The sequence below is a fragment of the Brevibacillus reuszeri genome, from assembly GCF_001187725.1.
GTDB classification, from domain to species: domain Bacteria; phylum Bacillota; class Bacilli; order Brevibacillales; family Brevibacillaceae; genus Brevibacillus; species Brevibacillus reuszeri.
In genome coordinates this window covers 875,428-895,582 of record NZ_LGIQ01000007.1, presented here as the reverse complement: position 1 = coordinate 895,582, position 20,155 = coordinate 875,428, and the positions used below count along the sequence as shown (strand labels likewise).

Below are 20,155 nucleotides of genomic sequence, written 5' to 3'. Positions count from 1 at the left end.
TTCCAACTAAATCTTCATTTTATGGCAAATCAATCTGAATTTCCTGATAGTCAGTAGTTATAACAAACTTCCAATCTTCGAGTGGAATACTAGCTTTATCTCTGTTATAGGTTGAGAAATAAAAATTCAAAGTTAATGCAGATTGATTTTTAATCAATAGATCATCCACTTCAATTTTCTCAATACCTTTAGCAGTTTCAGCATTTACAAAAATATCATTGATGGTGTTTAGGCTCATATCCTCATTCATAAAATTTACTGCTGTCTTAATATCGACCTTCCCATCGTTAAAAGCTTTTGCTGTTATCTTGTCAGTCGTTAGTGCAAATACATTTTTATTAACCAAACCTTGATTTTTTACTTTTGCACCCGTGAGGTATACGTCCCCATGCTTTGCAATCAGTCGTATTGAAACTTGAAAAGAAAAGTCCCCATTCTTTTCGGATTTTGCATAGTTCTTTAATTTATAATGAAGCGTTGGCTTCCTGTAGAAATCTTTGTATAAGGATATCCCAAGATTAATTAGGGCCAAAATAAAACCAAGAACCCCCAATATCTCTGTTATGCTGAAATTCATACTAACCCCTTTCTGTTAAATACCATCTTTTATTGTGTTTCCTCGTCAAGCATTTGTCGAACTTTTTCAACATGCTCCTTCTCCATTACTTTACCGCTAGTGTTTAACTTGATAAAGTAACGTAAGATTTGCTCCTCGGAAAGATCGCTAACTTCTGCCACAGAAATTGTATATCGTTTAAAGTGATTCCGATCTTTAATCGATAATTCACTGAACTTCTTTCCCTTGTGGGTAAAACGATCTTCATAAAAGTCAAGTATCGCTCTCATTCTCTGTTTACCATCAAGGACTTCATAGCTATAACCAGTTGCAGTCCATTTCTCATCATCGTAGCGAATAAAAGCAAATTTACCTATTTCTACGTTGTTAAAAATGGAGTCAATCAAGCTTTCTTTATCTTCTAGCTGCCAGACATAATCACGTTGATATTCAGGATCAAAATTCACACCGAAATGATACACCTTTGAGAAAAGAGAACTTAACTCATTTTGTTGAAAACTCATTCTAATATCAGCATTTTTAATAAGTGATTCTGGTTGTACCTCAATTAATGGTCGAATATCCATCCATGCTGAGTATCGTTTACTATCTGGTGTTTCTATTGGATCTCCATAGTTGCTATTTACATGTGTATAGGTTAATTCGTATATTTTACCATCATGGAGAATGTCACTAATGGTCACATCCTTGAGGTTGCCAATAGTTACAGCATCACCAATTTGAAATGAATATGTAGGGCTAGGAATGAATTTAAGTTTATTAACTAGCTCTTCCAAATCACGTTTTAATTTTTGCTGTTTGAGTAACTCTTGATCCACTTCAGTCTTTTTTCTTGCCATTACTAACCCTCCCTTTCCCAATCAATATCTTCATTTATTCAGTTATAACTAACTTTCTAGGAATTCCATTCTCATCATAGGTTATAGGACTACCATTAAACTTTTCTACCTTACACATGTAAACTGTAGCTGAGCCATCCCTGATTTCTTCCTCAAACGTTTCAAGTACATTTTTATAGTGTTCGTTAGCACTTATGTCATCACCGAACACATTAACTTGCGGATCAAGATTAAAGTCTACACATACTATCCAGATCATTAACTACTCATTCCTTTCAAATGAAATTCTCCTTTTATTAGTGAATCTTCTCTTCAAGCTCTTTCATCAATTTCTTCATCTCATAATACTTTTCTGATAATTCTACAGGTAACTTTGCATTTGGGTCATTACATCTTATTTCATCAATTGTTGCCGTTCCTAAAAAGAGCACGTCTGCGTGATTGCATCCATGATCTTTCCCATGTCTACACATTACTGTGTATCGTAGCAGCTCACCATTTATAAAAACGCTGTTTATGGAATCTGTAACTCGTTCTTGGAGTTCAGGATCAAACATTGGTGGCATCCACTCTTGAGCAAGAAGCATTGATTCCGAAAAATAAAAATCAAATAGCACCAATCTCACTTCCCTATATACTATTGAATTTATCACCAATTTGTAATCTCATTCATATCTAACTCAAACACATCTAGAAAAGCATCCAATAACTTCTCACAGGGTTTCGTTCCACCACAATATTCTGGTGAAAGTGCTACAGTTATTAAATCCCACTCACATAGATCACGCAGCGCTGTCAGTTCATGTCTTATGTCATCCTCTGACTTAAGATCAGCTTCCAGATACTGTTTTGACTTATTGAAATAGTCCAAATCAAGATCTAGAATAATTGATCGCCCATCTTTGTAATGGTTTAGTTGATGTGTATTAAATCTTTTGATAAAGTCTGATACTTCTATGAAACGAAATACTTGCTTGTACCTACAATCCTTTGGTAAAAATTGATAAAATTCCTTATCAACGAACCCACTTAAACTCTCTAAGTTGTTAGGCACCATTTTGTCATCAGAAACAAAAATTGTTTCGCCTATAGTTCCAGTTGCTATCCCTGCCCAAATAAAGTTGGCTATTTCCATCATGATTTCAGACCTTTTCTCACTCCCCCTTTCATAACTCTGAGCCACTCTCAAAACGTCTCCATATGTCTCAATTTCTTTAAGTCCTTTTACATAGACACCATCTACAACGTCATCTAAATGGGCATCAACGTGTATCAACAGTGATTCATTTTTAATATTTCCATTTATTTTTTCTATTTCCCATGCAGCAAATGCCCAATTGTGGTCTTTCGAGAGATATATAGGCTTGTCATTAAACTTGACCTTCCAATATATATTGGGTTCCCACTTCATATAATAAGCACCTATTTTCTAAATAAAATTAGACTTTGATTTTAACTATAGTGCCTCATTTAAAGAACTCTGCCACTTCTGTAATTGTCCATAATTTCACTTCTTCATTTACTTTAAATCCGTCTTCCCCGCAATCCTGCCCAATATATGCCTCTGTTTCACATATTAATTTGTGCTCTGAATCATTGATATTGTGGACCGCGCCATCAAATTGAGAAACATAATATATTCTTTTGCTCATAATAATTCGCTCCTCACTTGCTATTGTGCCGCTCAATCATTTTCTGAATCTCTGCCAACAATTTCGGATCATCTGGCAGCTCAATCTTATGTAACTTCTTTATGACAATTTCCTTATTCTCATTTACTTCAACCGACAATGCATCCCCATACTCTGCTCCAATTAATTTCAATTGCTCAGTAATTGAGACTCCTAAGCTAGTTCCAATCTTGATGACTTTTCTCTCTTGCAATTGGTTCACCTCACCTTTCATTTCCTTATATACCCATTATAGCGACTATTATATAATAGCGCAATATTAAAATCTGATTTATTGTATATTTTTATTCACACGCAATAACAAAAACCTGCTTTGCAGCAGGCTAGCAATGCCCCAATTTTTTTAGCGTGCTACTGACGCAACAAAATCAGCAAACATCGTAATTAGAACAATCGAAAAGGATATCGCTGCTAAACATATACAGAAATGCAGAGTGCCACCTAATATTCCACCAACATTTTTAGCCATAAATCTTTTTAAGTAGAAAAGAGAAAACCATAAAATAATTGTAATACATGCTAGTAATATGGACCCTACAGCAGTGAAAAAAGCTATTTCGTATATTTTACTATAAGGAATTTCAAGTAGTTCCTTTAATGCTATATTCGATGCAATTGCTACAATTGAAACACCTAATAACGTTGCAATATTGCTAATGATATTTAACTTTTGAACTGAATCATCTTCTTTAAATTTGCTATATATGTCCTTGATAAACTTGATCATTACATTCACCCTTATTGAACTTTAGCCCATGCACTAGAAATCAGATAAATCGTAAGGAAATGTTTTATTCTCAACATCTTTCCATTCAGGTTCATGAAGCAAAAGTGGTTGTTATTTGTTTGCTTCTAATCAGTTTATAAACATTAGTTTTTGTATTTGCTGTTGAATACGTATGACCATTTCGATAATGTTGCAACTTCAGAGACTTCTTTAATCCCTTTCAAATCACATTTTTATTCGAATTCAAGCTCATCAATTTTTTGTTTAAGTTCTGCCCAACATTCTTCCGCCCAATCTTTTACTTCACGTCCTCTATATGCAATTAGCTCTTTTCCTGCCTTCCTCATCACAATTCGCCCATCGCCTATCTCAGGACAACGCCATCCTTTATAATTACCTTTTCCATGATATAGTAATTACGCTTCTACTTTAGTCAAATCACCATAAGCGATTTTATGAACTTCTTCCTTACTTAACTTATTCATCGATACATCTCTCCTTTTTCGATACAATAAGCTAGTTTAGTCGCAACTCTTCTATGATTGTCTGCCCATCTGGTACGCTATTGTCTTGTACAGATATAATTAAGTTCAATTGCCCATCCACCTTGGATGCTACCTTTTTAACTGTCTCAACTTCATTCAGTTCAAAGTTGCCATATAGAAAGATGTAATGGTATTCTGTTTGATCTAAAACTTGAGCCATTACTTCCATCAATTCGCTTTCTAGATCAAGTAAGTCTACTTTAGCCTTGTCGCTTCGTTCTACTATCCAGCATTCTTTACGGTCTGGAAGCCACATAGGAATATTGTGACCATATTGAATAAACAAGCTATTATTAGATCCTTTGTGAAACAGTTCCATGTATTGCGACTTTCGTGATTTACCTTTTACCAATGTCAACATTTTAGTACCCTCTTCCATAATGAAATCAAAGATTTATTGAATTAATGATCTATAACATTTCTGCATATATGCATGAAAACCTTCTACCGCTTGCTCATGTTTATGTACTGTTTAACTAATACATCCTTAACAATTCCAGTAATCCCTTCTCTTTCTAACTTCTTTATAAACCTTCCCAACTTAATTAAAATTCATCTCCTATTTATTATTTTTGATTCTAAAACATTGACGTATTACACCGCTGCAACTTTATTGAATACCTTGCTTCCACGTTCACTCATCATCATTTTGAACTTCTTATCACTTGCACAGCTCAAATTAAGTGCCCAATCAACTTGCTCCATAACATTTTCATCTAAATGAGCGACCCATTTAGACAGTCTTTGCTTATCAATAGTTCTGGTCTGCTCCATCATGATGATTGAATCTTGCTCAAGGCCAACTTGATGAGCTTTTACTTCAACATGGGTTGGCATTTTAGCTTTAGAAATTTTTGAAGTAATAGCAGCCACCTTAACTGTTGGACTAAATCGGTTTCCTAAATTGTTTTGAATGATAACGCATGGACGATATCCCCCTTGCTCAGATCCAATTGCTGGTGACAAGTCGATCATAAACACATCGCCATATTTAATTTCTAGCATCCTTTTACCTCCCTAAGGTTTATATATTATATCTATTATTGTTGTTTAATTTTATGCCTTAATAATAACATGACTATATACCTAAATCAAGCGAAAATAATTGATACTACAAAACAAAAAACCTGTCAAATTACGACAGGCTGAATGTCAGCTGGTTTGTTATTTTGTTACACTAACAAGACTTTCTATCTTGATCCATTCCGAATCCCAATCACTGACCAACTTAAACTGTTTTCGATTTACATCTATCTCCTTCACAATTCCCCAAGACTCCTCCAGTGTACCAAGACTTCCTTTTACTTTTTGAAACCACTTAACGGTGATCGAATAGTCGTATTGTGTACTGTCATAAATCCTGAAGCACATCTCCCCAAAATCGTCTTCATCCACATCTGGTTTGGCCTGTAGCCCACTTTCTTCACCATGATCGATAATCGCTGTCCTATGTTCTGGAAGCATCATGCGCATACTGCCAAATAGGTCATTGATCTTTTTGGACATTTCAATCCACCCCTACACGAGAACGTCTGTTCTTATATTATGCTCCCAGAAGTGAAATGATGCAAGAACAAAAAAGACCTTGCGCCATGCAAAGTCTTCCAATCAAATGCGTATTTATTCTGGTACATAGTCTGGATACTCCTGTTTCAGCACTGTGTTAAATTCAGCCCATGTGTCAATCACTTCCCCAACTACCACTTTATACTTTTCAAAGTCAATATCATACTGTCCAGTTGCCATTGCCTCGCGCTCTGAAGTGCCACCATGAAACTTAATTAAGTTAGGGCTCCCAATTGGATTAAAGTAGTCATCTGTAAAGTGAATGTACCTGTCTAATGCTTCTAAAAAACTACGCTTAGCTTCCTCAAGTTTATTGTCGCTAAATGCCTTATTTGGCTCTGAAAACTTTGTAATGTTATCTGCATAGGAATCAGCCAAACCAATAAACATTGATCTTGTTTGCAATAATCGTTCTTTAAATTCGTAAAACGAGTCAAACTTTTGAAAAAACTCATCAAGCAGCTTTTTATCTCTATTTGAGATGGGAGGTTTTACACTCTCAATCTCCAAGATTTTACCCTTTAAGCTTGAGTTATCATCTCTTTGAAGTTTAATAATGAAAATTAGGAAGAGAATCACCATGATGCCTAAGTAATAGATCTGCGCATGTGGCTTATTTTCATTGAAAAACTTTCCAACGTCCAGACCAAATATTGTTGCTATGAGACTGAAATGATCAGCTAGAATGCCGCTTGTCACTATCAAAACAAAGATAAGTGAACTGATTAAATATTTTTTCATACACTACCCCACCTGTTGCCAATAAATGCAATTGTAGCATCACTTATAGAAATCGTCTATACAGTGCTATAAAATGTCTCTTTTATTGTGATAGCAATTGCAATTGATTTTCATAGTAACACTCTAATGCTCCATCGATAAATTCAACAGTTATTGGATAAGCTTCTTCCAATGAGATATCAATTACCCTTCCTTCTAATCCTTTGTAATGACCTTCTAAAACAAACACCTTGCTGTTAATTTCTATCATAGTTCTTAAACCCCTTCAATTGATGTTATCAATTATTTTCAATAGTTATCTTTTATAGAAAGGCTCTTAATCAGAGCCTCAACATGTCATTTAGTGAAGATATTTAAAATCTTTTTGTTACCGTCCCATGAGTACTTTACATTGAAAATTCGTGCAAAATCTGCAAATGGGATAAGAATTCTCTTGTTAACTGATGTGGTCTGCTGTTTCATGAAACCAGCCTTGTTGTTTAGAACGTATTTATTTGTTCCTGAAATAAACTCAGCGTAGCTATTTTTCAATGTCATTCCAATACTATTGTCACCGTTCTGAGGGTTGTAATTCAGTTCTCCTCCTAATTGGTATATGATTTCAGGAACTGGAATGTACAGTGTCCCGTTGATCAAGGTTGTAGGGTGATCAACGAATAGTACCTGCTTACCATCAACAAAAACCTTGATAGGGAATGCTGCATTTCGTGACTGTAGCGTGGTGGTTAACCATACATCATAAATATAATCTGTTTCTTCGTCACCACTGAAGTGCGCTTCAACGTTTCCAGCCTGATAAACGTAGTCAGTCGTACCACTCTCAGTTTGGTGAATTTCCTTTGGTTTCCCAAGGAGTGTTATTAAACTTTGTTTCGTGGTAGGCTTAATTGGAATTGTAATAGAATCAACTACATTATTGTAATCAATAAATAACAAGGTTCTGAATTGGCACTTTACACATTTCGTAGGATTCTTGTTGAAAGGTGCTGAAATAGGATTCGGATCATACTCTGTATAATTTATTGTTTCATTTGTAGGTTGACCCCAAAGTTTAATAAGATCAGCCCTTTTCATTCCAAGGAAAACTGGAAATCCCTTAATTTTTCCTTGACTTGCAAAAGTTAAAAAATCTGATGTTACAGAGTATCCGTTTGGTGCACTTGCTTGAGCTGAAACCGTTGTAGTTTCTGCTAACAGCGTGAAAAATACCATAAAGCACAATAATGATGCAAATAATTTTCTCATAGCATAACCTCCCAAGTAGATTATACTATAACTTGTAATATTTTCTAGGAGTGAGTAGTCTTAATTTATTGAAAATCAGTTAGCACAAGTACGACACAATACATGTTCTCCAATGGCGATGCCATCGGCAAAGACGATGTATGTACACTCTTCTAAATGATCGACCTCCATCTCTTTGTTGCAACCTTCGCAAGAAATATCAATCATAAAGTTCCGTTCTTAGTTTATTTTTACATGCTTATACTTGCCATTCCCTAGTCTCATCACTTCAAACGTCAATTGATCAATGTTGTATCTATACCTTCCTCGACCATCTACCCTACACATTCCCTCTGCTAGCTGAGAAATGTAGTTTATGTTTTGCGATACACATACTTCGTCCCAGTTATAGGCCATGTCATCAACTACGGGAATGTATTTATAAAGTTTGTACATGGATACTCCTTTTAGATGCTGTCTTCTTGAAAATGTGCCTTTAGGAAAGTATGGTATTGCTCTTTGACGGGGTCAAATTGTGCCTCTAAGTGAGCAGAAGACAAAGTACAATGCTCTATATAGAATGTCATCGCTTCTACAATATGCTGGAAATCTTGCTGAATTGATTTTAATGTTACCTTGACTGTACCTTCATTGTGTAAGTTCATAGTGAATATCAATGAATCAATTCTTTTAGAGATCCCTGTATATAAGCAAATTGCAGCACCTAACGGAACCATCATTAAACTAACACTTCCCATCAAATTTTACTTTTATTTGGTTTGAAAACTAACCTGCTCTTTCGCAATTTTAAGACTAACTTTCAATGTTAGACAGTCCATGTCCTCCACACTCCTGACAGTTCTATCGCTGTTAGCCCACTTTCCTCTTCGAGTTGCAGGAGCGTTTACTTTTATTTTAGTAAACTTGAAAAAAATCACTAGATGATGATATTCGCAGGTGAACTACGAACACCCACACAGAGAGTCAATTCTTTGGTTGTAACTATATGATTTCGCTCAGGATTTAAGCCGTAGCGAGCCTTGATTCACGATTTGTCATAATCGCAGAAAATTCAACCACGACCGTAAACGAGAAATATAAAAGTGTTCCACCTCTATTTACGCATTCACTAATTGTAAAGATTTGCCGTTAAAGTTAAAATTATCACTATAAATGGCTCACTATAAAAGGCTCACTGTAGGAGGAAATATGAATAAAAAGATGAGTAAACTTGAAGACACATTCCTTTACATAAGTTCTCTTTTCCTTGCATCAACCTTTATTGCATTCATTTATGCGTTTATGAATTTAACCATTGAGACTGTCAATCAGCATGTCTTGGCTTTCTTGTTTCTACTGATGATAATTGTAGTTGCTATTGTTGTAGTAAAAAAAATAGATGGAAATACTTCAAAGCTGAGACTATTAAGGTTCATATATCTCATTATATACTTAACTGCATTTACTTTTTTTATGGGTTTTGCTTTTAGTGGTGCATTACTACAATTTTTACAGTATATAAACCTCATTCCAAACGATACTGTTATGTTAATCATCACAACAGGTGTCACAACGGCGTTGTATCTAGCTGCCATTTATATCAGAAGAGATGATGAACAACACTTAAAGGACTCCAAAGTAGCCGTATTTATCGTAAATGCTATACTGTTAGTATTATTTGAGATTGTTGTCGTTTACAAGCTCGATGAATACGCAATAAAACTTCACATCTATGCTTTCCCGACATTTATAGCAAGTTTAATCTGTCTTGGAGTACTAGAATATAGATTTTCGACTGTAAAAAAAGACCAATCACAAAATACACCCACAGCACTTTAGGTTTTAACTCAATAACTCGCAAATAAAATCCATCAAAGTTATTAAGGTATGCTGGATCACTGGCATACCTTGTCCTTTCGGTATCGCCACATCAAGAAAAGACCTGTGTCCAAAAGCCACAAGTCCCTAGTGTAGTCCATTATTCTTCTGTAGCTGCTATTTCTTTTCTTGTTGAGTTCTGTTCTGAAAGCAATGCTGCTAAAAATTTGTTACCCATTTTTTTGTAGTTTGGATATTATTGATTACCCCATTAACAGTAACCTCTTCCATCAATCCATACTTTATACAACGTTTACCCGTTTGATATATTAAATATAATAATGCATCAAAATTAACACTTGATTTTCCATTCATATACATATCACTATACTTAATATAGTATGTTAATAGATTGGAGGGTTCTCCATCGAAAGTTACTTTTTCATTTTTCAACAATTGCTTTAACTCATCATATGAATAACCATTGTAGTCTGCGTTTAGTATAGGTTGCTTGATTAGTTTTTCATTTTCTTCTTTCAGTTTTCTATTCTCTTCTTTTAATTTATTTGCTCCCCGCTGCAACTCTACAATTTCCTGATTCAAACCATTCACATCAATTTGCATGTCTTTCCCAGACACCCATCCATGCAAAGTATAACGTGTATCAAAGTCATTTAGAGTTTCATGAATTGCAATTTTGATATCCTTTACATCATCAAAAAATTTGCATATCTTACTTGTAACATAATCTTTAAATCCATTGTATTTAGTTTGATTGTCCATTTCTATTGCATCAGATGACATTGCTTTTAACTTTTCATCCAAAGCAGATTTATTCATTACAACAGCAAAAACAGGTTTGCCAGTTTTAATAGCATACTCATATTCCAAGTGTGTGTAACTTTTACCACTATTAGGTTCAATTGTTCCATAACGACCACCAAGAATTAGCATATAAACATCAGATTCATCAATCCATTGTTTGATTACATCTAGCTGAGAGTCATTACCTGCCTTAAATAGCTCCATTCCTGCTGGTATATGACCTGCACTCAAAATAGCTTCTACAGCTGCTTGGCGCTCGTCTTGTAAGTCCTTGAAAGTTGATGAGATAAACACTTGTAGCTTCTTATTCTTATTCGATTTCATTTCAAACGCCCCTATAGTCTATTTCCAAATATTGTACCATATTTAGGCCAATTGAATCAGGACTAGGCTATTTTTGATTAAGGTTTTTGATGTAAGAAGACCTGAAAAGACCTGCAATTAATTCAACAGGTCTTAATTGCTTGAGTTTTCTTTTGTGGCAGCTACTTCTTTTACCTGCTCACTATCTTCCAAACGTTTCATCAGATATTCCCTAAAAGTGCAGACAAATTTTTATGATTGTTAGCTAGCCAAATCATTTCCTTTGCAAAACGAGCTGGAGGTACACTATGTTGATCCATATTCGCATTAATCCACCATGGACTTTCCATATACCACAACAACTGCATTGAATTTGTTAAGTAACCATCCATTACGGTGCGTTCCTCACAGTATCCTTCAATAAACGCTGAAGCCAGAGAAACGTCAAAATAATCATCTAAAGCACAGGACATTACTGCCCTTGCAACATCAAGTTGAGGGTAATCATATTTCAGTCGATCAAAATCTAGTATTGCTGTTAATCGATTATTATCAAATAAAATATTATCGACCCAAAGGTCACGATGCGCCCACCCAGTAGAAAGTAATTCAAGTTTTTCAATCCTCATTTCTTCAGTTGCTTTAAGTTGCCTCTCTACATCATCAAGTAATTCGATCTTCCCAGCTTCCTTCGCCATTTTCAAAACTGATTTCCAATGTGCTAAACGCTCTTCACGGCTTGGGGGAACAAATTGAGGGTTACCTTTAGAGCCAAGTGTCCCGTCATTTAATAATCGATGCATTTTTCCAGTTGCTCTACCAAGGTTGTATACTTGATGTACATTAGCTTTACCAGGCGAAATAAGATTCCCCTGACAATACTCCATGACAATAAAGAGTTCTCCCTTATCCGATTCAAGCAGTATACCTTTATCATGTGATAATAGATTAGGACATTCAAGGCCTTGATTTTTTAATCTAACTTGTTGAGAGAATGCAAACTTTAGATCTTCTGGATTATAACGCCTAAATCGTTCTTTATTGTATTGTTTTAGTACAAATTGCCCAGATTCAGTCCTGACTCTCCATTTCAGGTTTAACCAACCACGTTTTATTGGAATGGATTCAATTACTTCCAATCCGAAATAATGATTCGAAGCTCTAATTAAATCTTCTAATATCAATTCCTCTGTCAACATTGACTCCATTTGACCACCCTTTATTTGCAGTTTCATTGTTTGACATTCCTATTGACTCATCAAGCCTTCATTCCATTCAGATCCATTTGTGGTAATGTTATGTAAGTTCTAACTCTAAATATTGTACCATTGTTTTGTTGAAAATTGCTCGATATAAGGTCGACATCGTATGAATGCATATGTGACTTGGTTTTGTGATTGATTTATTGAAATTTAACTAGAAATTGAGTGAATGTGATGGGGGTAGATGTGGGAATGTGATAGTGTTCAAAACGTTGAGAATAAAGGGGATTGTCGATACATGTGTCGATAACAAAATCGATGAAAATTGTAAAAATGTGACGGAACTGATTTATAAGTTGGGTAGATGGATTGATGAGTTCGACGAAAGTTTGTTTCTATACTTGAATTAATAAATATAAAATATCCCCTTCCCAGAACCCTGATTTATTGCGGTTTAATGTGTAAATAATCCTTGTTGTTTCCCTATCCCAATCAAGATATAGTTTCTTTGTGTTTGTGATTATGTATACCTCCGTTTTCATCGCGTTCTTATATTGATTATTTTAGTTTACAAAGATTCTATTTGCAATCATTTTTTCTTTATATTCAGATAAATAATGCAATGAGTATCACAATCCCCAGCAACGCTGGCATAACTCTTTCCCCCATAATAAAATCCATTCTCTCTTGGCTCATCATATTGAATCCCCTCCTTTTGTTTCTAGTCTATTAATCGTTACTAACATCTATTCCTACTACTTCTACTTTCTCGACCATCACAAGGCCATCTACAACGTTCTCAGGCTCAAAGTAAGCTACCACAACATCATTTACATTGATCATTTCGCCTTGCTTGATAAACTCTTGTGTAAAATAAACGCTGCTGTCATCATATACACCTGTTCCCCAGTATTCTCCGTTATCAACTTTTGTTACCTTGTAAATGAACACTGTATGTTCTCCGCATGCGAAGGCGCTTGTTGCACTAAGTGTAATTGCACAAACTAAGATAATCATCGCTACCAGTTTCATTGTCATTTTAATCATCATGCCCACTCCTAAATTTTATTTACTTAATCCTCTACAATGTCACCTGTTATTGGATCATAGATGTTAATTGTTCCACTTTCCTTGTGCTCATATATCTCAAAGCCACATCCGGTTTGGCCCTTGTAATACCATTTTGCTGGACTAAAGAATGTGAAGTCAGTTTCTAGCATGCAGATTCCACCTTTTGCTGTTCGTTACGCTTTACATACCCATTTCGAATCCATGATCTGTAAGGATAGTACTCACTATATCCTTCAAACAAATAACCAACAGGAACTGTTTCACCTGCTTTCCTATCGGGCTTCAGGTTTTCTGCTAGTTCCGTCCAAACCCAAGGATTCGCCTTTGGGATATTCGAATCACAGGCAGCTGCACAGTTGTCGTTGTTCGTTCCAGAAACCATTTCAAGCACTTGCTTTAGGACAGGTATTCCTCCACTATCAACGATCTTTGTGTTTATGTAGTGGAACTTATTAATCAGTTTGCCTACTTCCTCATTTGCAAAATCTGCAAGGAGTATCAGTTCATCTACACTTTCAGAAGTAAAGCAGTTATTTAATCTGCAATAGCCAAGCATTTCATTGATTAATGTTGCTATCTCAATATTTTTATTCATTCGAACCGCTCCTTAGTATGTATTCTTTAACTGTCTTTAATTTATCATTTATTTTCAGTTTATACAATACCCTAAACTCATTTATTTTATATATTTTCTAATGAAATGCAGATTTGATTTGAAAAATGAGCAAAAGAAAAAGCCGTAACCAAAACGGCTTACTTACCAAAAACCACTTTTAATTCTGAAGCTGTCTCATTGAAAACTCTTCTATCATCAGCAGACCCACCATTTAAATCAAGTCCTAGTTTTCTGACATACAACCTGCTAATTAATATGCCTAAAAATTGTTCACTCTTGTTCTCTGCTTTCATCTGAATAGTAAAATTGATAAAGTCTGTTTTTAATTCCTCGCTCATTTTCGTACCATTCTTGTCAAGATCAACAATCTTTGTGTAAAAACGATAAGACTTTTCTAGATATTCCTGTTTAATCTCAGTCGGTTTTATGTATGTTGCCAATGACTCTGACTCGTGTGAGTTAGGCTGCACCTCGACAGAGTTAGAAACCGTATTAAAAGTCATGAGCAATGCAAATAACACGGTAAATATTGAATTCATAATTCCCCTCCTTGTATTTCTCAATGTTATGTTTTAGATATTCTACAATACAAGAAGGATCTTTACACCAATTTCTTTCAAAACATTCTTTAAATGTAAAAAGAAAAAGCCAGATTATATGCTGGCCTCAATTGCTTTATTTGTATCTGTTTTTATTTCTTTAATCGTTCTACCAGTGAATTTCTTAACACATCCAGCGCCTACTGTAACCATTTCCCCTTGATTACCTAACTGATTAGATAGTATGTAATATTTCGATCCATTAATGCCCTTACTACAATGCTGGCATTTAGTTTCGTCCCCTTCTCTCTCGTCCCATAAATACCAATTAGACATATTGTTCGCCTCCCCCATAAATCGTTCTATTAACTCCATTTTACACATTGAAATTTCATTATGTCAATTATTTTTATTTTATATAATAAGATAAAAAACCGATTTTATTTAACCAAGTAGACAGCCTTTTAACTGACTACAGTGGTCATTTATGCTGCTTGTGCTACCTTGATCATTTTTTGCTCAAATTCTTCTACCATATCTGCTAAATCATTATAGCCACTATTTTCAAAGTGGTAATCCTCCAATGCATCAATGCTGAAAGCACTGTGACGTTCATTGTCAATGCTATCCAGCGCTTTTTTGTGCGCAGTGTTGGCCTTCTCAACCAGCACATTGTATTCAGCTAATAAAGTATCATCAACCACATTTAGAGAAATAACTTCTATTTCTGCTCTCTCCATTACATCATAGATCGTGATACCATACTTGCCTTTAACAGATACATAATAGTATCCATTGGAGTATTTGGATATCGTACCAACAAGGTCACCATGGAAACGAATTACCGAACCGATAGAAGAAATGCCTTTCAAAATGTTGGATGCTTTAACCATATGTATCACTCCGTATCATTTATTTTATATCTTTATTATAAACGCACCTTAATCATAAGTCAATATTATATGTTATTTTTGTTCTATAAATTCAAATAAAACTGCAATTTCATTCAAATAGAAAAAGCCACCTAAATGGTGGCATGTGTCCTATTATCTTAATACAAGTATAACTACAACTACCAACACTAGCAGAAGAAGAGCAAGCAATGTAAGGACTGGTAATGTGACATACGCTAGGCTCCATAAACACGCCAAAACACCATACGTGCGTATTATAATGATTGTCGTTGAATTTGTTTCATAATCATCATGAACACGAATCGAACAGTAAATTGTTGATAAACCGTGAATTACAAACAAGAGTATGGCAAAAAGTGAAAGTACTAATGTGGTGATGAAGTTAGAGGGATCGTTCATAAGAAACGATCCATACTTGTAGATGAATTCAGTAAATTTCGTATCATCGGGAAGTTGAAGGACTTTTATAAATCCCCAAACACCAATACCATATGTTAAAGCCATCATAAGAAAATAGCGTTTTATATCATAAAAAAACTCTAAGGCATTCCAAAATGCAACTGCAAATCTTTGTATTCTACTCATGACATCACTCCTATAGCATCTTTAGGAATATTTTATCAAATTATGGTGAATATTGTCTACAAAACTAAGAACTAACGTTTCCCTAGGATAAAATAGAAAGACCAGTCTTTTTATTGGTCAAGTCATTGACATATTGCCACATTCTGGTTAAATTGTTGATGAAACAACTTCTTTCTTGCTACGCTCCCCCGTTGAGAACACCTAATCAAAACGGGGGAGTTTGATTTTTTTATTATAAATGGATGCATAGTGCAAAAGAAGTATTATTTCTAGAATTTTCTAGCAGATGTGATTTAGAAATCTCGTAAAAACGTTGCTGTCTAGTGGAAGAAGCATAAAATTCTTTTTGAAGAACGGAGTGTTAGACGCTAATAATGGAATGCTAATTTACAAAGTTACCTATATTCTAACAAAATGTTACATTCATGTGGTAAAATCCACCTATATTATAAAAAGGAGGATTATTTATGAGGAGATCATTATCGGCACTTTTCCTAGTACTTATCCTATTAGTTTCAAACACTTCAATTTGTTATGCATCTGATAACAATACTCCTAAAGTACTAATGAATGGTAAACAAATTGGCTTCGGTGATCAAGATCCAATTAAAGAAAGCACCACAGTATTAATGAATGCTGACCCAATATTATCATCCTTTGGAATATTTGATGCTTTCTTTCAAAATATGTTTAAGGATAAATGGGACAGCAATAAAAGGACTGGACTATATAAGTTAGAAAACGGTTCTATATTAGGATACACCAGAGAGGGACAGGAATTTCAGATATTATCTAATGTAAATTACTTTATTTTTGATGGGCAAAAAATTAACATTGACTATGCTCCTCGTATGGTTGACGATAAGTTATTCATACCACTTTCATTAATTCAAGCAATGTTCAGTTATAGAGAATATCTCGTCAGCTATGATCCAAATATTAATGTTGTTGCAATTTATCATACAAGTTTAAAAAATCCATTCCAAGAACTTTCATGGGCTACTGGTCTGCCAATCGAAAATTCAAGTAATAACAATACTACTACGATACCAATACAACAAGAAAGCGATAAACTTAAAACTTTCAAAAAAGAAATTGAACACTTTTTAGGTAAGAATATTTGGTATAGACAAGGAATCGCAAAGGACTCCCAAGGGAACTATCTTGAAAAACTATCCCCTGTATGGATTTTGAAAGTTACAGAGAATGGTTCATTCTATACATTACATTTGAAGTCTGGAGAAAAAACATACACTATGGATTATATACACTTTTCAACAGAAGTTTACATGAATTTCCTTGACTATAATCCATACACTACATATAAATGGACTGATAAAGTCTGGGATCATATAAAGAAAGATTCCGTATTTATTGGGATGAATCAGGACATGGTTTCACTGTCTCTTGGTATTCCAACTAGAAAAAATATAACGACTTATTCATGGGGAGTAATGGAGCAATGGGTCTATGATTATAAGTCATTCGGTACAACGTACCTTTATTTTAAAAATGGCATATTAACATCTTTCCAACAAACAAAGTGATAGAACAAGCAGCCCATTTTCTGTGGGCTGCTCTTTTTTATACTTGCGGTTAATTCTAACTGTGTTAATCCATCCTCACACTCAAATAAAAGACCGCTTTTATCAGGATTCTTTCTTCATTTTTGACTCACAAATAGCACATATGGTTTTAATAGATAAAACTTTATTACATCCAATGCATTTATTTATTTTAATCAATACCATGTCTTTGATAACTCCTTTTTATAAAATCAATATAAATTTTGCATTTCATCATATAGTTCCTGTGTGATCAGGTTATAGCTTTTTAGAATATTTATTGTATTAACCCCAAAGTCAAACGTATCACAGGGAACAAGATTTAGCATTGCATTTATTATACTTTCTAGGTCTGCTTTGCTCAGGTCTCTTGTGTCAACTTGACTCATATTATTTTAAACCCTTCTTTGGTAAGTTTCTTTTTTGCAACTTCTACATTCATAGCATCGACACTATACACCCAATCAGGCAATTTACCGTTTGAAGGTCTATCCTCTCCAACGTATTCAAACATTTCTCTTATACTATTATGTAATCTATCTGGATTTCTTTTGTCTACATACCATGTCCTCATTTGTTTCCAAGGCATATTTACTTTCCCCCTTTCAAGATAAAATAACCATTTCATTATCAACTGACTTCTGTCTCTTTTTCTTCTCCACATTCTGAGCAATAGGTGTAAGCTTTAAATCCTTTCTTTAACTCATATTCACTTACCATTTGAGAAGAGGTTTCTTTGCTTCCACATTTGCACACCCAATCAATTTCAAAAATATTCATTTCAAATCCCTCCATTATTTTATTTTTTAAAATCCATTCAATTAGTCATTTTATATAATGCTCAATACATATCCTGCTAGTGCTACAACTGGAGCTGCCATCAACATGAGCTTGAAACGAATACTTTTAGGTTGCTTTGCTACTTCAGTTTTGTTCAAAAAGGAGTTATTCGATTCAATGAAACTGTCGATCTGATTGTTAATGCAATTGTAATCAAAGTTTTTCTTGTTCATGAATATAACTCCTATAATTTAATAGTTATTTTTGTTTACTTAATGATCAATGTCCCAGTCACTACTAGATCCTTGAGAGCCAACAACCTTTGGATTTTTGACTTTGCAATTGCTAATTGTGATTGAGACATTTTTCATTACCCCGTTTCGTTTGTTTTGTTACCTTTATTATAACTGAATATAACTAAGTTATCAACCTTTTATTTGATATTTTTGTTTTTTATTTTTTAATGAATTCAAGTATTCTACTCCCTTTAGATATTGTTCAAAGTTGATTAGATTCAATGCGTAATCAGAGTATAAGCGTTGCATTGGATAAGTGAGATGCATTGTACTTTCCCTCCTATACTATTAAGGCCTTGATATTTAGTCATGAGGTTAACTTTAGTAATTCAAGTGTGTCCATAATATAGTATGACTGATTGTTCAGTACTTTATTGTATGACTGCTCTCCTTCGAATTGGTCTATTACTTCTCTATCTTCCTTAGTCATATCTTTGTATTTTACCTTTCCATATGTAGGAGGCAACCAGTTTCTTTTTTGTGATCCATATAAATTGAATTTGTGCAATAACTCCATGTTTTTGAATTCAATATGACACGTACCTTTATTGATTTTATATGCCTTGTTTGTTTTCCAACCGTTATAATAATGTACATTGTTTGATGATTCTTCAAAGTAATACTTATGGCTAAATTCTTCAAAGAGATTTAAAATCGTATCCTCTACACCTTGAATCATTTCTTTATTTAGTTGGATTCTTAGTGAGTAAATGTTAAATAGGGAAAAGTCATAATCCTTTAATTCACCTACAGACTGTAAATACTTCTGTTTCAAATTGGTTGTAAACAACCCCATAAACTGATCATTATTAAATAATGCACTCCAATACTTTGACCGAATTTGCTTTATGTACGCATTTTCTAAACTACTACCCTCTTCGTCACCGTATTCCAGTTCTAATTTCAAAATTGGCTTGTTATTATCCTTAAAACTTCGCAGCATTAGTGGCTTTAGGCAGTTATATTCGCCTATGAGTTTCAAACCTGCTTTCACTTCATGATTATACTGTTCTACTATCCCCTTTATGAAATCAGAATGAATTAAGTTATCACTGGCATAGTTAGTATTTGTGTTAAATTGTTGTTCTCGCTTTAACTCATCTAGAATGATGCTGTTGTTCTCAATAATAGGAACGTCTAAATAGATCACAGCTATTTCAACATTTGTTTTCCTCTCTGCATCCATAAATGCATTTTCTATATATTCAATTTGAGCGTTGTATTTCTCTAGTTGTCGTACCAATACTTTCCTACTATTGGAATATGGGTTCTTTAGCGTTTCAGCATTGAGTAAGCAGACAATTTTCCCACCTGATTGCTGCATGTCAATTGCTTTAATTAAATGCTTTTCTCCTTGAGAGAAGGGAGGGTTCATGATAATAGCATCATATTTTTTATATGTGTTATAAGTTAAAAAGTCATCGTGAACCAGTCTAAATTGTTTTCCTTTTAATATGTATTGTAAATTGTCATCATTTTCAATTGTATCTATATCATAATTATCTTTTCTGTAATTTGATTGGCTATACTTAAATTTATTTATTATTGCTTCTACAAGGTCTCCCTTTCCAGCGCTTGGTTCTAAAACTGTCTTGATGGTTCTAAAGTCAACATGTGATAACATTTTATGAATTAAGTTGATCGGTGTCGGGAAGAAGTCTGGGTTTTTTGTAAACATTTTATACCTCCTTATTGAGTACAAAGGTTTTTTGTACAAGCAGAAACCTTTTA

The 20,155-nt window shown here is 34.2% G+C and carries 29 protein-coding genes and 1 pseudogene; 2 read left to right on the top strand and 28 right to left on the bottom strand.

The annotated features are described in order from the left end of the window. Positions 1-19: 19 nt before the first annotated feature. The 15 genes and pseudogenes from ADS79_RS14115 to ADS79_RS14045 all read right to left on the bottom strand — a co-directional run bounded on the left by ADS79_RS14115 (position 20) and on the right by ADS79_RS14045 (position 8,650). A complete protein-coding gene (locus ADS79_RS14115; RefSeq protein WP_049739013.1) occupies positions 20-577 on the bottom strand; it encodes a hypothetical protein in 558 nt (185 codons plus the stop codon). A gap of 29 nt (positions 578-606) precedes the next feature. Continuing rightward, entirely contained in the window at positions 607-1,416 is an 810-nt protein-coding gene (locus tag ADS79_RS14110; RefSeq protein ID WP_049739012.1) for a DUF262 domain-containing protein, read from the bottom strand. Positions 1,417-1,450: 34 nt separating this feature from the next. Further along, a complete protein-coding gene (locus ADS79_RS14105; protein ID WP_049739011.1) occupies positions 1,451-1,675 on the bottom strand; it encodes a hypothetical protein in 225 nt (74 codons plus the stop codon). Between the two features lie 37 nt (positions 1,676-1,712). Then, complete coding sequence (locus tag ADS79_RS14100; protein ID WP_049739010.1) at positions 1,713-2,033, bottom strand: hypothetical protein; 321 nt, start codon at positions 2,031-2,033, stop codon at positions 1,713-1,715. 32 nt (positions 2,034-2,065) lie between these two features. Next, positions 2,066-2,827, bottom strand: coding sequence for a UPF0489 family protein (locus ADS79_RS14095; protein ID WP_049739009.1), 762 nt, complete (start codon positions 2,825-2,827; stop codon positions 2,066-2,068). A gap of 55 nt (positions 2,828-2,882) precedes the next feature. Then, positions 2,883-3,068, bottom strand: a complete 186-nt coding sequence (locus ADS79_RS14090; protein WP_049739008.1) for a hypothetical protein — start codon at positions 3,066-3,068, stop codon at positions 2,883-2,885. A gap of 13 nt (positions 3,069-3,081) precedes the next feature. Further along, positions 3,082-3,309: an AbrB family transcriptional regulator gene (locus ADS79_RS14085; protein ID WP_141261151.1), complete on the bottom strand. Its 228-nt coding sequence runs from the start codon at positions 3,307-3,309 to the stop codon at positions 3,082-3,084. Between the two features lie 141 nt (positions 3,310-3,450). After that, on the bottom strand, positions 3,451-3,834 hold the full coding sequence (locus ADS79_RS14080; protein WP_049739006.1) for a hypothetical protein: 384 nt from the start codon (positions 3,832-3,834) through the stop codon (positions 3,451-3,453). Positions 3,835-4,350: 516 nt separating this feature from the next. Beyond that, positions 4,351-4,740, bottom strand: a complete 390-nt coding sequence (locus ADS79_RS14075; RefSeq protein WP_049739005.1) for a hypothetical protein — start codon at positions 4,738-4,740, stop codon at positions 4,351-4,353. Between the two features lie 311 nt (positions 4,741-5,051). Next, positions 5,052-5,384: pseudogene (locus ADS79_RS14070) on the bottom strand (type II toxin-antitoxin system PemK/MazF family toxin); the annotation flags it as partial. 159 nt (positions 5,385-5,543) lie between these two features. Beyond that, on the bottom strand, positions 5,544-5,885 hold the full coding sequence (locus ADS79_RS14065; RefSeq protein WP_049739004.1) for a YolD-like family protein: 342 nt from the start codon (positions 5,883-5,885) through the stop codon (positions 5,544-5,546). A 114-nt stretch (positions 5,886-5,999) separates the two neighbouring features. Beyond that, positions 6,000-6,686, bottom strand: coding sequence for a hypothetical protein (locus ADS79_RS14060; RefSeq protein ID WP_049739003.1), 687 nt, complete (start codon positions 6,684-6,686; stop codon positions 6,000-6,002). An 82-nt stretch (positions 6,687-6,768) separates the two neighbouring features. After that, positions 6,769-6,936, bottom strand: a complete 168-nt coding sequence (locus ADS79_RS35305) for a KOW motif-containing protein (RefSeq protein WP_161807287.1) — start codon at positions 6,934-6,936, stop codon at positions 6,769-6,771. A gap of 86 nt (positions 6,937-7,022) precedes the next feature. After that, positions 7,023-7,931 carry a copper amine oxidase N-terminal domain-containing protein gene (locus ADS79_RS14055; protein ID WP_049739002.1) on the bottom strand — a complete coding sequence of 303 codons (909 nt, stop codon included), beginning with the start codon at positions 7,929-7,931 and terminating at the stop codon, positions 7,023-7,025. A gap of 446 nt (positions 7,932-8,377) precedes the next feature. Continuing rightward, on the bottom strand, positions 8,378-8,650 hold the full coding sequence (locus tag ADS79_RS14045; protein ID WP_049739000.1) for a hypothetical protein: 273 nt from the start codon (positions 8,648-8,650) through the stop codon (positions 8,378-8,380). Between the two features lie 469 nt (positions 8,651-9,119). Here ADS79_RS14045 and ADS79_RS14040 point away from each other — a divergent pair, with 469 nt between their 5' ends. Next, complete coding sequence (locus tag ADS79_RS14040) at positions 9,120-9,749, top strand: hypothetical protein (RefSeq protein WP_049738999.1); 630 nt, start codon at positions 9,120-9,122, stop codon at positions 9,747-9,749. 198 nt (positions 9,750-9,947) lie between these two features. Here ADS79_RS14040 and ADS79_RS14035 read toward each other — a convergent pair whose 3' ends face one another. The 9 genes from ADS79_RS14035 to ADS79_RS14000 all read right to left on the bottom strand — a co-directional run bounded on the left by ADS79_RS14035 (position 9,948) and on the right by ADS79_RS14000 (position 15,783). Next, the gene (locus tag ADS79_RS14035) at positions 9,948-10,877 is read right to left on the bottom strand and encodes a DUF4062 domain-containing protein (RefSeq protein ID WP_049738998.1); all 930 of its coding nucleotides are present in this window, start codon (positions 10,875-10,877) and stop codon (positions 9,948-9,950) included. A 200-nt stretch (positions 10,878-11,077) separates the two neighbouring features. Further along, positions 11,078-12,064 carry a phosphotransferase gene (locus ADS79_RS14030; protein WP_049739096.1) on the bottom strand — a complete coding sequence of 329 codons (987 nt, stop codon included), beginning with the start codon at positions 12,062-12,064 and terminating at the stop codon, positions 11,078-11,080. Positions 12,065-12,787: 723 nt separating this feature from the next. Beyond that, positions 12,788-13,105 carry a hypothetical protein gene (locus ADS79_RS14025; protein ID WP_049738997.1) on the bottom strand — a complete coding sequence of 106 codons (318 nt, stop codon included), beginning with the start codon at positions 13,103-13,105 and terminating at the stop codon, positions 12,788-12,790. A 26-nt stretch (positions 13,106-13,131) separates the two neighbouring features. Further along, positions 13,132-13,278: a hypothetical protein gene (locus tag ADS79_RS35300; protein WP_161807286.1), complete on the bottom strand. Its 147-nt coding sequence runs from the start codon at positions 13,276-13,278 to the stop codon at positions 13,132-13,134. After that, positions 13,272-13,724, bottom strand: a complete 453-nt coding sequence (locus ADS79_RS14020; protein ID WP_049738996.1) for a hypothetical protein — start codon at positions 13,722-13,724, stop codon at positions 13,272-13,274. The genes ADS79_RS35300 and ADS79_RS14020 overlap by 7 nt, the downstream gene beginning before the upstream one ends. Before the next feature lie 158 nt (positions 13,725-13,882). Continuing rightward, complete coding sequence (locus tag ADS79_RS14015) at positions 13,883-14,284, bottom strand: hypothetical protein (RefSeq protein WP_049738995.1); 402 nt, start codon at positions 14,282-14,284, stop codon at positions 13,883-13,885. A gap of 114 nt (positions 14,285-14,398) precedes the next feature. After that, positions 14,399-14,620 carry a hypothetical protein gene (locus ADS79_RS14010; protein WP_049738994.1) on the bottom strand — a complete coding sequence of 74 codons (222 nt, stop codon included), beginning with the start codon at positions 14,618-14,620 and terminating at the stop codon, positions 14,399-14,401. Positions 14,621-14,769: 149 nt separating this feature from the next. Further along, positions 14,770-15,177, bottom strand: coding sequence for a hypothetical protein (locus ADS79_RS14005; RefSeq protein WP_049738993.1), 408 nt, complete (start codon positions 15,175-15,177; stop codon positions 14,770-14,772). A gap of 153 nt (positions 15,178-15,330) precedes the next feature. Next, the gene (locus ADS79_RS14000) at positions 15,331-15,783 is read right to left on the bottom strand and encodes a hypothetical protein (protein WP_049738992.1); all 453 of its coding nucleotides are present in this window, start codon (positions 15,781-15,783) and stop codon (positions 15,331-15,333) included. 467 nt (positions 15,784-16,250) lie between these two features. Between ADS79_RS14000 and ADS79_RS13995 the strand changes: the two genes are divergently transcribed. Beyond that, on the top strand, positions 16,251-17,330 hold the full coding sequence (locus ADS79_RS13995; RefSeq protein ID WP_049738991.1) for a hypothetical protein: 1,080 nt from the start codon (positions 16,251-16,253) through the stop codon (positions 17,328-17,330). A gap of 403 nt (positions 17,331-17,733) precedes the next feature. Here the strand turns inward: ADS79_RS13995 and ADS79_RS13990 are convergent, their stop codons facing one another. The 4 genes from ADS79_RS13990 to ADS79_RS13980 form a co-directional block, all read right to left on the bottom strand. Continuing rightward, positions 17,734-17,937, bottom strand: coding sequence for a hypothetical protein (locus ADS79_RS13990; RefSeq protein ID WP_161807285.1), 204 nt, complete (start codon positions 17,935-17,937; stop codon positions 17,734-17,736). Positions 17,938-17,978: 41 nt separating this feature from the next. Beyond that, positions 17,979-18,128, bottom strand: a complete 150-nt coding sequence (locus ADS79_RS35295) for a hypothetical protein (RefSeq protein ID WP_161807284.1) — start codon at positions 18,126-18,128, stop codon at positions 17,979-17,981. A gap of 50 nt (positions 18,129-18,178) precedes the next feature. Continuing rightward, entirely contained in the window at positions 18,179-18,361 is a 183-nt protein-coding gene (locus ADS79_RS13985) for a hypothetical protein (protein ID WP_049738989.1), read from the bottom strand. Positions 18,362-18,731: 370 nt separating this feature from the next. Next, the gene (locus ADS79_RS13980) at positions 18,732-20,102 is read right to left on the bottom strand and encodes a DNA N-6-adenine-methyltransferase (protein WP_049738988.1); all 1,371 of its coding nucleotides are present in this window, start codon (positions 20,100-20,102) and stop codon (positions 18,732-18,734) included. Positions 20,103-20,155 lie beyond the last annotated feature (53 nt).